This window comes from Paraglaciecola sp. 2405UD69-4 (genome assembly GCF_047525415.1).
GTDB lineage: Bacteria > Pseudomonadota > Gammaproteobacteria > Enterobacterales > Alteromonadaceae > Paraglaciecola.
In genome coordinates this window covers 162743-175738 of record NZ_JBLIXM010000005.1, presented here as the reverse complement: position 1 = coordinate 175738, position 12996 = coordinate 162743, and the positions used below count along the sequence as shown (strand labels likewise).

7 protein-coding genes are annotated in these 12996 nt (G+C 41.1%); all 7 read left to right on the top strand.

The window, feature by feature from the left end:
- Positions 1-292: 292 nt before the first annotated feature.
- The 7 genes from ACMUMK_RS16120 to ACMUMK_RS16090 all read left to right on the top strand — a co-directional run bounded on the left by ACMUMK_RS16120 (position 293) and on the right by ACMUMK_RS16090 (position 12709).
- Positions 293-2164 carry a GGDEF domain-containing protein gene (locus ACMUMK_RS16120; RefSeq protein WP_414702172.1) on the top strand — a complete coding sequence of 624 codons (1872 nt, stop codon included), beginning with the start codon at positions 293-295 and terminating at the stop codon, positions 2162-2164.
- A 326-nt stretch (positions 2165-2490) separates the two neighbouring features.
- On the top strand, positions 2491-4650 hold the full coding sequence (gene katG, locus ACMUMK_RS16115) for a catalase/peroxidase HPI (protein WP_414702171.1): 2160 nt from the start codon (positions 2491-2493) through the stop codon (positions 4648-4650).
- A 534-nt stretch (positions 4651-5184) separates the two neighbouring features.
- Positions 5185-6795, top strand: coding sequence for a catalase (locus tag ACMUMK_RS16110; RefSeq protein WP_414702170.1), 1611 nt, complete (start codon positions 5185-5187; stop codon positions 6793-6795).
- A 172-nt stretch (positions 6796-6967) separates the two neighbouring features.
- A complete protein-coding gene (locus ACMUMK_RS16105; RefSeq protein WP_414702169.1) occupies positions 6968-7549 on the top strand; it encodes an ankyrin repeat domain-containing protein in 582 nt (193 codons plus the stop codon).
- A gap of 211 nt (positions 7550-7760) precedes the next feature.
- Complete coding sequence (locus ACMUMK_RS16100) at positions 7761-8786, top strand: HlyD family secretion protein (RefSeq protein ID WP_414702168.1); 1026 nt, start codon at positions 7761-7763, stop codon at positions 8784-8786.
- A 14-nt stretch (positions 8787-8800) separates the two neighbouring features.
- The gene (rbbA, locus tag ACMUMK_RS16095; RefSeq protein ID WP_414702167.1) at positions 8801-11581 is read left to right on the top strand and encodes a ribosome-associated ATPase/putative transporter RbbA; all 2781 of its coding nucleotides are present in this window, start codon (positions 8801-8803) and stop codon (positions 11579-11581) included.
- Entirely contained in the window at positions 11582-12709 is a 1128-nt protein-coding gene (locus tag ACMUMK_RS16090) for an ABC transporter permease (protein ID WP_414702166.1), read from the top strand.
- The last annotated feature ends 287 nt before the right edge of the window (positions 12710-12996 follow it).

Sequence of the window (12996 nt, the reverse complement as noted above, 5' to 3'; positions counted from 1 at the left end):
TTAGCTTTGTGATGTGCTGCGATTACATGCCGATATTTATTAATGCAGCACAAGCTTGCTTATGTATGGGCCGATAATGATTTCTTGATATGCTTTACTGGTAAAAGGTTTGGTAGTAATGTCAGGTAAAGTCACGGTTTTAAAATGTTTAAGGTTGTTCGGCATGGTAAGTGTTTAGTTTGTAAATTACCCCAGCCTGCTTTCAAACAAGTAAGTGCATTAATGTAAACAGTGATGGAATGTATTCATGAGTGGATGTAAGTTTTTAAAAATTGTCGGAATTCTGATTTTTATGAGTTTTCAGAGTTCAGGACAAATGCTTTCAAAACAAGGGTTGCTGCAGTTTCAGTCTGACTTTGTTGAACTTGAAAAGCAAATTAACGCTCGCCTCGCCGACAGTACCAGGAATACGCCCGCTTCAGTAGAGCTTTATTTTCAAAAAGCACAATTGTACATGATGTACAAACGAGCGGACTTGTTAGACCCCTTATTGAGTGAAATTGAACCTCAAGTATTTGCTCAAGATGACTTAGTGATACACAGTCAATGGTTTTTATTAAAGGGTATTCAAGATTATTTAATTGGCAAATACCTACAAGCCGATGAAAATTTCAAACTGTCTCTGATGGCACTCAAAGAAGAAAATCATCAACAAGCATTTGTCTACCTAGAAAACTTTATTTTGCTGTATCAAGGGATTAACCGAGTTTATCTGCAGCAGTATGAAACAGCTCTGAATGGATTGACCGATGTTTATAAGCGGGCAGAAAAAAACAATTGGCCAATTATTCAAGCAAGAAGCCTTATCTTTATAGGTGATGCAAACTACGCCTTAAAGAACTATGAACAGGCACTGGAGTACTATCAGAATGCTTATGGCACTTATCCTCTAGAGGCTAAAACTTATCGAGCAGAAGCGCGTATGTATGAAGCTCAGATGGTAAACATTGTTGGTGAGCGAAGTGTTGCATTTCAGCAGCTAGAACAAGCAATGGATGTTTTTATTCAAAACCACGATGCTACCCGTTTAGCCGATGGTTTTTTACTTAAGTCCTATTTTTATAGCAAAGTCCCAGACCATGACAAATCCCTATACTGGATTGCTAAGTCAGTTGAAAAACGAGAAGAGTTAGGCAATCCAATTGAAATTGCTAATGCTTATGTGCATTACAGTTATCAATTAGGGATAGATGGCCAAGAATCCCTAGCGTTAGAGTATGGACTTAAAGCGGCAAATTTAGCAAAAGAGCATGAAGATGTAGCCGGGCAGTGGGATTCATATGGCAACTATGCCAATTTATTGAATCAAGTCGGAGATTACAAGCAGGCATATCAATACATGCAATTGAGTGAGCGAGCACTATTGAAGAAAGCTCGGTTAGATATCACCTCTCAAACAGCCACATTAAATGCAGAATTTAATTTACGCCGTGAACAGTTAAAGAACGAATTTCTAGATAAGCAAAGTGCATTATTAGAAGAACGCAATGCTTTGTTAAATGAACAATTAGTTTTGGAGCAACATCACAAGCAACACCAAAGCTGGTTGGTTACTTTTTTGTCTGTGGCTTTGGTGTTTTTTTCTATCATGTGTATCACTGTTTATAGTCTGTATCGAAAAAACAAGCTACTGGCAAGCCGTGATCCCTTAACGAATTTACTTAATCGTCGTAGTATTTTAATTAAAGGTAACCAGGCTCTAGCAAGTAGTGATAGACATGGTTACCCCTTGAGCGTGCTGATGTTAGATATAGATCACTTTAAGTTAGTAAATGACAATTATGGCCATGACGTAGGTGATAAAGTCATTAAATATGTAGCTGATGTGAGTACAACTTATTCAAGGACATCAGATTTTGTAGGGCGTTTGGGAGGAGAAGAATTTTTAATTATCTTACCCCATGCCGATGAAAGTGGTGCGTGGCAATTTGCACAATCGCTTTGTCGTAATATATGTAAAGAAAATAAAGATGAGATTAAGCCAGTTACAGAGGTCACTGTTAGTATTGGTATAGCCACAAAACATGTGAATAGTGAACAAGCCCACAATAGCGCGGTCGATAGAGACTTCAATCAACTAATTCGAGAGGCTGACATTGCCTTATATTGTGCCAAAGACCAAGGGCGTAATCAGGTTCAGGCTTATCATACAAACCAAGTCTAATATCGATTTACTTAGCGTAACAAAGCATGGGTTTGGGTAGGCAAGCCCATGAAATCATTTGTCCCCCCTAAATATGTTTTGTCATAATAATCTTAATTATATTGTTTAAACTAAGTACGACTAGTTACCTGGTGAGTATTCATTTAACTGTATTGGCACTTTTTTAAAATCTAACCTATATAGAGTGGGTCTTAGGTTGATATGGAAAAGCTATTAAGTAAATCTATATTAATCGTTTTAAAAAATGCTTGAACTAGGTAATAGTCTTGCCCATAGAGGCTGATAATTCAGTTAAATTATTCATTCGAAAAGCAGGAGTTGTAGATATGTCAAATAGCAAATGTCCAGTTATGCATGGTGGTGCAACAAAAAGTAATATGTCCGTAATGGAATGGTGGCCAAACGCCCTAAACCTAGATATTTTGCATCAGCATGATAAAAAAACTAACCCTTTAGGGGACGATTTTGACTACAGAGAAGCGGTTAAAACCCTTGATGTGGAAGCACTTAAAAAAGATATGCATGCCTTAATGACAGACAGCCAAGCGTGGTGGCCAGCAGACTGGGGGCACTATGGCGGCTTGATGATCAGAATGACATGGCATGCTGCTGGTTCGTACCGTATTGCCGACGGTCGTGGAGGAGCGGCAACCGGTAACCAAAGGTTTGCCCCACTAAATTCTTGGCCTGATAACGCTAACTTAGACAAAGCTCGCCGCTTGCTTTGGCCCATTAAGAAAAAATACGGCAATAAGTTAAGTTGGGCAGATTTAATTGCCTATGCCGGTACGATAGCATATGAATCTATGGGGCTGAAAACCTTTGGCTTCGCTTTTGGCCGTGAAGATATTTGGCACCCAGAGAAAGACATATATTGGGGTTCTGAAAAAGAATGGCTAGCGCCCAGCGGTAGTGAAGGTTCACGTTATTCAGGACAAAGAGATTTAGAGAACCCATTAGCAGCGGTAATGATGGGATTAATATATGTTAACCCAGAGGGAGTTGATGGTAATCCTGATCCACTTAAAACTGCCCAAGACATGCGAGCGACCTTTGAGCGTATGGCGATGGATGACGAAGAAACCGTTGCCTTAACAGCGGGTGGACACACAGTAGGTAAAACCCATGGTAATGGTGATGCTGCGCTATTAGAAGCTGATCCTGAAGGTGCGGGTATTGAAGAGCAGGGTTTTGGTTGGATGAATAATACCAAGCGTGGTATTGGTCGAAATACTGTAACCAGTGGTATTGAAGGGGCTTGGACTACCCATCCAACTCAATGGGATAATGGTTTCTTTAAAATTCTACTGAATCATGATTGGGAGTTAAGAAAAAGCCCCGCAGGTGCTTGGCAGTGGGAGCCTATCGATATTGCAGAGGAAGACAAGCCTGTTGATGTGGAAGACTTAACTACACGTTATAACCCCATCATGACAGATGCGGATATGGCTTTGAAGATGGATCCTACTTACCGTGAAATTTCAGAAAAATTCAGTAAGGATCAAGCTTATTTTTCAGAAGTGTTTGCGCGAGCTTGGTTTAAATTGACGCACCGTGATTTAGGGCCTAAAGCGAGATATATAGGTCCAGATGTGCCAGCAGAAGATTTAATTTGGCAAGATCCTATTCCAGAAGGAACAAGCGATTATGATATCGACGTGGTCAAAGAAAAAATCATTGAAAGTGGTTTAAGTGCCAGTGACATGATCTCTACCGCTTGGGATAGCGCCAGAACCTACAGGGACTCTGATAAGCGCGGTGGTGCAAATGGTGCCCGTATTCGCCTTGCTCCCCTTAATCAATGGGAAGGAAACGAGCCTGCTCGCCTTGGCACTGTATTAAGTGTACTTGAAACCATAGCCTCTGAAACCGGTGCAAGCGTGGCAGATGTAATTGTGCTCGCTGGTAATCTTGGTGTAGAGCAAGCCGCTAGAGCCGCCGGTTTTGATGTGCTTGTGCCCTTTACTCCAGGTCGTGGTGATGCTTCTTTGGAGATGACAGATGTAGAAGCATTTGAAGTGCTTGAGCCACTACATGATGGTTTCCGTAATTTCTTGAAAGGGGATTTTGTGGTTTCAGCTGAGGAGTTGTTACTTGAAAAAGCTCAGTTACTTGGTTTAACCGCACCAGAAATGACGGTATTAGTCGGTGGTATGCGAGTGTTAGGTACAAACTTTAATGGCACCAAACATGGCGTGTTTACCGATAACGAGGGGGCATTAACTAATGACTTTTTCGTTAACTTGACTGATATGAATTATTCGTGGAAACCAAGTGGTAAAAATACCTATGACATTTGCGACCGAGCAACGAACGCTTTTAAGTGGACTGCAACCCGAGTTGACTTAGTATTTGGTTCAAATTCAATCTTACGCTCATATGCAGAAGTTTATGCCCAAGACGATAATAAAGAAAAATTTATAAAAGACTTTATTGCTGCATGGACTAAAGTTATGAATGCTGACCGCTTTGATGTTTCAGCTTAGTTTCTAATTAGTGTCTTAGACGTATTGAATAGCCCCTTTGCTAAGGCAAAGGGGCTTTTTTATTTTAAAACTAATACCAATTCGTATGTAAAGCTCGCCTAAAGGAATGCCTCGGCGGTTCTTGCCCTGCGTTGCCGGTGTTTAAAAGAGTACAATTATTCCAGCACACAGGCGTCTTGTTCATAAACCGCTGGTTGAATTCTGATAGAGCAATTATCAATCTGGATTGCTATTAAATAGCTTCGCACTGCCTCTCTTACCTAATTCTATTTTTTTAAACCTTAGTTCATAAATCTAGAACATCACCTTCGATTTAATTCAATTTATCAATTTAATGTTTCTACGCATAATTCTTTCAAGCCACGGGATAGGCCGCAAAAAAATTACAACTAGATTAGTGAAAAATTCGAATTGTGAAATGTTTGCGACAAACGACAAAGTGAATTGTTGCAACTTATAACGAAAGAAATAGCTTAATTTCACTCGATTTTGTAGATGAACTTAGGCCACATAAAACTAAATTGGAGAAGTATTATGAAATTTAAAGCATCCATTATGATAGCCGCCACGCTTTTTAGCGTTGCAACTATGTCAAGTGCCGACACGCTTACCCGTCAAAACGGTGCGCCAGTGGGCGATAATCAAAATTCACAAACTGCAGGCCCTTGGGGACCTGTATTATTACAAGACAGCCATTTAATTGAAAAGTTAGCTGCCTTTGACCGTGAACGTATTCCTGAGCGTGTGGTTCACGCCCGTGGTGTTGGTATTTATGGTTACTACGAAAACTACGAAGATTTATCTGACGAAACCATTGCTGCACCTTTCCAAGAAAAAGGTAAGAAAACAGATGTATTCGTACGTTTCTCTTCAGTAGTACACGGACACCTTTCGCCAGAAACTTTACGTGATCCTCGTGGTTTCGCGGTTAAGTTCTACACAGAGCAAGGTAACTGGGATTTAGTGGGTAATAACTTCCCTGTTTTCTTTATTCGTGATGCGATTAAATTCCCAGACATGGTTCATGCTTTTAAACCATCTCCGGTAACGAATAAGCAAGATGCTAAGCGTGTATTTGATTTCTTCTCGCATGTTCCAGAAGCAACGCACACTTTAACTATGCTTTTCTCTGATTACGGTACGCCTGCAAGTTATCTAAACATGGACGGTTCTGGTGTTCACGCATTCAAATTTATCGATAAAGAAGGTAATCACAAATATGTGAAATTTACGTGGAAATCGAACCAGCCTATTAAAAACTTCACTGCTGAAGAAGCAATGAAAGTACAAGGCATGGACTTCCAGCCACATACTACTGACGTTTATACCCGTATAGGCGAAAAAGGTGAAACAGCTTCTTGGGATTTATATTTACAAGAACTTGAGCCAGAGCAATTAGATGACTTTGATTTCAACCCGTTAGATACAACAAAAATTTGGCCTGAGTCGTTAGTTTCTTCTCGTAAAATTGGTCGCATGGTACTAAACCGTGTTCCTGATAACTTCTTTGAAGAAACTGAGCAAGCTGCATTTGCACCAAGCAACTTGATCCCAGGTATTGAGCCGTCAGAAGACAGAATGCTACAAGGCCGTTTGTTCTCTTACGCTGATACGCAGCGCTACCGTTTAGGCGTTAATGCATACCGTATCCCAGTAAATGCACCTAAAAATGCTGAAATTAAAAACCATGAGCAACATGGCCAGTTACGTACAACATCGTCTAACAGTGATGTTAATTACCAGCCTAGCCGTCGCTTGGACTTGAATGAAGATCCTGCATTCCGTTACTCAAGCAAAATGCTTGCTGGAATGACGCAACAAATTCCTTTCTACAAGGAACAGAACTTCAAACAAGCGGGTGAGTTCTACCGTAACCTTGACAGAAAAGGTCGTAAGAACTTAATCAACAACATGGGGGGTGCGTTAGCATCGGTACCTGAAGAAGAGATTCGCGTCATCATCAGTGCTTTCATGTACAACGCTGATAAAGACTATGGTACTGGCGTAGCGAAACTAGCTAAGGTATCTATCTCTAAAGTACGTGCAGAAGCTAAAGCACTAATGGAAGAGCAAGCTGCCCGCGCTGCAAAAGCGAAGAAAGTAGCGGAAGAGTTTAGCCGTATTGCATCTAACACTAACTTTTAAGCCACTTATAGTAGCTAACGTTAGTACCGACAGTGTCTGACCGCATTCAGTTAACAATAACAGAGTAGCGGTTAGACCTAAATTTAAGAGCGGCGTGTGATACAAATTTTTAGTAAGCACGCCGAATTTTATTTCACAACTTTCATAGGTTTACTGTTAAGAGGATTCAACTATGACGAATATCATGCAATTACCGAAAAAAACGTTAATGACATTGTTGTTTCTAACCGTGGCATTTTTCAACCACGCAGAAACGGTGGACAATGAACAATTAAAAACGATTTACTTTGATGCCGCTAGAGAAGGCGATATCGATACCTTAAAAGCTTATTATGCTGCAGGGTTAAGCCCAAACGTAGCAGATAAAAAAGGCTACACAGCTTTGATACTAGCTGCTTATCACGGCGAAACTGATGCCGTTAACTATTTAATTGATGAAGCTAACGCCAATGCTTGCCAAGAAGATAATTCAGGTAATACAGCACTAATGGGGGCAATCTTTAAAGGTAACTTTGGTGCGATAAAATCATTAATTGGCGCTGATTGTGATATTGACCAAGCTAACCAAAATGGCCAGACCGCAGCTATGTTTGCCACTCTTTTCAATCGTACAGAGACCATTGCTGCTTTAACAGAAGCTGGCGCAGACTTAGATGCAAAAGATAGTTCAGGCAATAGCTTAGTGGATATTGCACTTAGCCAAGGTAATTATGAGTTGGCAGAAAAGTTAACTGAAAAACCTGAAACTAAATAAACGCATTTCTTTATCTATAAAGTACCAACAAAAATCCTTAATAGGGAGCTAGGCAGAGCCTTTTGGCTATGTGAATATGATACCTGCCAGCTCCGACACTTCTTTTTGTTATTTTAAATAGTATCAACCAACCTTTGCTTGACCCACATCAATGACTTTTTTTTAACCAGAATCATAATAGGCTTCAGTTATTACTGGAGAGTTTTCAATTATGGCGACTGGCTTAAAAAAATTATTGGTGGCCGTATTCGCCACTCTTGTTGTCATTGTGGGCTGGCAGTTGTGGCAAAAGATGCAAGCACCGGCTGTACCCGATGGCATAGCATTTGGTAATGGCAGTGTAGAGGCAGTACAAACCGATATTTCCACTAAAATTGCAGGGCGTGTCGACTCTATTTTGGTCCAAGAAGGTGACTTAGTGGAGGCAGGGCAAGTAGTTGCAACCATTGAAACCAGTCAATTACGGGCCATGTTACTCCAAGCTCAAGCCGCAGTGGCCAGTGCAGAAAGTTTAGTTGCATCCGCTCAGGCTGCTATAGCACAAAGCCAAGCGCAGCAAGTACTGGCAGAGCAAGAACTGGCTCGCTCCAAAGAGTTAATGAAAAAACAACTAACCAGCACTGAAGATTACGACACTAAAGTTAGTCAGCTGGCCGTCGCTAAGGCCAATGTGGCAGCAGCCGAAGCTATGTTAGTGTCTAAATTACGTAATGTGGATGCAGCAGAAGCTAACGTACTAGAAATTCAGACCCAAATAGATGACTCCACTTTAGTTTCGCCCAGCAAAGGGCGAGTCTTATATCGTCTCTCCGAACCAAGTGAAGTGTTAGGTAGTGGTGGCAAGGTATTAACCTTATTGAATTTGACAGATATCTACATGGAAGTGTATTTGCCATCCTCTGTGGTGCAGCGAATTTCAATTGGTGCGCCAGCGCGTATTCAGTTGGATTTTATGGACACTATCATTCCTGCAAGTGTTAGCTTTGTCTCACCTGAATCCCAATTTACCCCTAAATCCGTTGAAACCGCTACCGAGCGAGAAAAGCTGATGTTTCGCGTGAAAGTAAGAGTTCCCCAAGCTTTGGTGCAAGAACATATCGAGATAGTGAAAACGGGTGTACGAGGGGTGGCATATATTCAACTGGCTCCAGAAGCTGGAGAGTCAGCAACGCCTTGGCCAGAATTTTTACAAAACTTGCCATTAGGGTATCAGTCAGCCACAGATACATCACAATAGGGTAACCACAGCATATGGCTGATGATAAACAACCACTTGTATGTATTAACAACCTTTCTCATGGCTATAAAAAGGTACAAGCTCTAGATAAGGTGAATTTATCTATACCCAAAGGCTTAATGATAGGTTTACTTGGACCTGATGGCGTAGGTAAGTCTACCTTGCTAGGCCTTATTTCTGGGGCCCGCAAACTGCAAGAAGGTAAGCTTGAGGTTTTGGGGGGAGACATGACTTCCGCTAAACATAGAGAGCAAGTTAGGCATAAAATTTCTTATATGCCCCAGGGGTTAGGTAAAAACCTCTACGCTGATCTTAGCGTAAATGAGAACCTCGATTTTTTTGGAAAGCTGTTTGGCCAAGGTTCACCGGAGCGTAAAGAGCGAATTGAACGTCTAACTAAAGCCACGGGTTTGTATCCTTTTTTACCACGCCCAGCAGGAAAATTATCTGGGGGCATGAAACAAAAGCTTGGTTTATGTTGCTCACTTATCCACGACCCTGATTTACTTATTTTAGATGAGCCTACCACTGGGGTTGACCCATTATCCCGCCGTCAATTTTGGCAGTTAATTGATTCTATTCGCCAAGAAAAACCTGATTTAAGCGTGATTGTATCAACGGCTTACATGGATGAAGCTGACGGTTTTGATTGGTTGGTGGCTATGGATGCAGGGCAAGTTTTAGATACAGGTAGCCCCCAGGAATTAAAAAACAAAACAGCCACAGATAATCTTGAAAGTGCCTTTGTTAAGCTATTACCTAAAAGTAAGCGGGGCGACAGTCATTCACTAACTATTCCGCCATTAGCAAAAAGTAATGGGGTTCCAGCCATAGTTGCCAAGGGAATGACTCGAAGGTTTGATGAATTTGTTGCTGTGGATAATGTGAGCTTTGAAATACAGGCAGGGGAGATATTTGGCTTTTTAGGATCGAATGGTTGCGGTAAAACCACCACAATGAAAATGCTAACAGGTTTGTTACCTTTGTCTGAAGGTGAAGCTAAATTATTTGGTAAGCCATTGAATGCAGACGATTTAGACACCCGCAAGCGGGTGGGGTTTATGACTCAGGCATTCTCGCTTTACGGAGAGCTTACGGTAAAACAAAACCTAGTTTTGCATGGACGTTTGTTCCATATGAGTTCTAAAAAGTGCCAAGAGCGAATAGCAAGTTTAGTGGAGCGATTTGACTTACAGGCACAATTAGATGAAAAAGCTGATGAGCTGCCTTTGGGGATGCGACAACGTTTGTCTTTAGCTGTAGCTGTGATCCACGAGCCAGAAATGCTAATTCTTGATGAGCCAACCTCGGGTGTTGACCCTGTTGCTCGAGACGGTTTTTGGGAGCTGCTTATTGAGTTGTCCCGTAAAGATAAGGTCACTATTTTTATATCAACGCATTTTATGAATGAGGCTATGCGTTGTGATCGTATTTCTTTGATGCATGCAGGCCAGGTACTTGTCTATGACACTCCCCAACAAATCATTGAAGCTAAGCAGGCCGATTCACTTGAGCAGGCGTTTATTCATTACCTAGAAGATGCCAGTAATGCCTCAAAGCAACAATCAGAAACGCTAGATGCCACAACTGAAATTCAAGGGGCTTTGAAGGCACCGGCCCTTGAGTCTACTAATGCAGTGCATCCTTCATCTAAAAAGGCAGTACAAGGCTTTAGTTTTACGCGACTTTTGGCTTACAGTTATTTGGAAATTATGGAAGTAATGCGTGACCCAGTGCGTCTCGCCTTTGCCTTTTTCGGAAGTGCTATTTTGTTACTTGTGGTGGCTTACGGTATTTCATTAGATGTTGAAAATTTACGTTATGCGGCATTAGATAATGATCAATCCCCAGAGAGTCGCCAATATCTGAGTCACTATTCTGGCTCTTATTATTTTCTGGAACAAGCTGAGTTACATAGTGCCGCAGAAGTTGAGCGACGCTTAAAAGCCAATGATATATCCTTGGCTATTGAAATACCGTCAGGTTTTGGGCGTGATTTAAAAGCTGGCCACACGCCAGTAGTATCAGTGTGGATAGATGGTGCCAATACCTTGCGCTCAGGCACCATTGAAGGTTATGTGGAAGGAAGTCATTCTCGATACTTAACACAACTTGCAACAGATGCTGGTACTGATGCCAGTGCAGCACTGAAAGTCTCATTGCAGCCTAGGTATGTATATAACCCTTCTTTTGAGTCTATTTATTCTTTTGGTCCAAAAACGCCAGCTTTATTGCTGTTAATGTTCCCAGCCATTTTGATGGCAGTGAGTATTGCTAGAGAAAAAGAAATTGGCACCATTACTAACTTCTATGTAGCGCCAACACGGCCTTTAGAGTTTTTACTAGGTAAGCAGTTACCTTATTTAGGCATAGGTTTGGCTAACTTTTGTATTTTAACTTTATTAGTGGTGTTTGTGTTGCAGGTGCCCATTAAAGGTAGCTTAGCTGGATTGACGCTTGGGGCTTTTTTATATGTGTTTGCAGCGACTGGTTTTGGTTTATTAGTGTCTTCTATTACTAAGTCACAAGTGGCAGCTGTCTTTGCTACAACCATTCTTACCGCTATGCCGACTCTTTCTTTTTCTGGATTACTACAGCCAATTTCTACCTTAGAGGGAAGCGCTTATTTTATTGGTTCAATTTGGCCCGCCACTTATTACTTACATTTAAGTGTGGCAGCTTTCACTAAGGGCTTAAGTTTTTATGAATTGGGTTACGACTTAATTATTCTCGCTATTATGGGGCCCATATTAGTCACAATCGCCACCTTGTTTTTAAAGAAGCAGGAGACCTAAATGTTAAAAACATGGTTGAATATTTTTTGGCTAGGAACCAAAGAGCTGCGCAGTATTGTGAGTGACAAAGGTATGGTGGCACTGATTATTTACTCATTTACCTTAGCCATTTATGGTCAAGCTACTGCAACCAGTGAAACTGTCAATAATGCTTCGGTAGCTATAGTAGATGAAGATCATTCCGCACTGTCAGGTATTATTGCTAATGCCCTGTATCCACCTTATTTTAATGTGCCTGAATTGATTACAGCGGATCAAGTTAATGCTGCAATGGACCAAAGTAGGTTTATGTTTGTGGTTGAAATCCCGCCTAATTTTGAACGTGATGTGCGCGAAGGTCGTCAGCCAAATGTGCAAATTAATGTGGATGCTACGGCAGTGTCACAAGCGAGCCTTGGCAGTAGTTACATACAAAGCATTATCACCAAAGAGGTAAACCTGTTTGTCAATCGCACCGATACCAGTACCGAAAGCTCTGTTGAATTGGTTAAGCGGTTTGCGTTTAACCCTAATGCTACTGGCATGTGGTTTGGTGCTATTAATGCCTTAATTAATCAAATATCTATCATCACCATAATTTTAACCGGCTCGGCATTATTACGGGAGCGCGAGCACGGTACTATTGAACATTTAATGGTGATGCCGTTAACTGCATTTCAAATTGTCATGGCTAAAGTATGGGCTAATGGCTTAGTTATATTGTTGGCTTTTGGGGTGTCTTTGTATTTTGTGGTTAGTTGGGCATTAGATGTTCCGTTAGCTGGGTCTAGGTTATTGCTTATCACTGGAACGACTTTGTACCTGTTTGCGGCTGCCGCTATTGGAATATTTTTAGGGACGATTGCCAGAACCATGGCCCAATTTGGTTTATTGGTAATGATGGTTATTATTCCCTTGATGACTTTATCGGGAGGTATGTCGCCAATTGAAAGCCAGCCCCAATTAATACAGCCAGTCACTTGGTTTTTACCATCCCGGCATTTTGTGGCCTTTTCTCAGGCTGTTGTGTTTCGTGGTGCTGATTTTACTATTATCTGGCCCCAATTGGTGACTATGGTAAGTTTAGGAAGTTTATTTTTTGGGGGCAGTTTGTTGCTGTTTCGACGCTCTCTTGCAACAAGCAATTAAAGCAGTTGCTAGTAAAGCGTCATTTTTGAGCAATATTTTACCGTTTTTCGTTTATTTGTAGTATTTCTTAGTTTGTTTGCCTTGAATGTGTAGTTATCCTGTTAGATGTCTAGTTAATCTGTTAATCTCTGCGCACTTAATCAGACATTTAGTTAATGAGTTAGCTAAATACATGAACAATAAGCCGTTAAAACCTTATAAAAAATAAAGGTTTGGCTTACATATAAGGTCTGGTAGCTGCGATTCAAAAAACTAAGCACGTCATGGTGATAGCGAGTTTAGTCATT

What these genes read in the sequence shown, in the direction of transcription:
- ACMUMK_RS16110 (WP_414702170.1), top strand. Translation starts at nt 5,185, where the DNA reads ATGAAATTTAAAGCATCCATTATGATAGCCGCCACGCTTTTTAGCGTT.
- ACMUMK_RS16100 (WP_414702168.1), top strand. Translation starts at nt 7,761, where the DNA reads ATGGCGACTGGCTTAAAAAAATTATTGGTGGCCGTATTCGCCACTCTT.
- rbbA (WP_414702167.1), top strand. Translation starts at nt 8,801, where the DNA reads ATGGCTGATGATAAACAACCACTTGTATGTATTAACAACCTTTCTCAT.
- ACMUMK_RS16120 (WP_414702172.1), top strand. Translation starts at nt 293, where the DNA reads ATGAGTTTTCAGAGTTCAGGACAAATGCTTTCAAAACAAGGGTTGCTG.
- katG (WP_414702171.1), top strand. Translation starts at nt 2,491, where the DNA reads ATGTCAAATAGCAAATGTCCAGTTATGCATGGTGGTGCAACAAAAAGT.
- ACMUMK_RS16090 (WP_414702166.1), top strand. Translation starts at nt 11,582, where the DNA reads ATGTTAAAAACATGGTTGAATATTTTTTGGCTAGGAACCAAAGAGCTG.
- ACMUMK_RS16105 (WP_414702169.1), top strand. Translation starts at nt 6,968, where the DNA reads ATGACGAATATCATGCAATTACCGAAAAAAACGTTAATGACATTGTTG.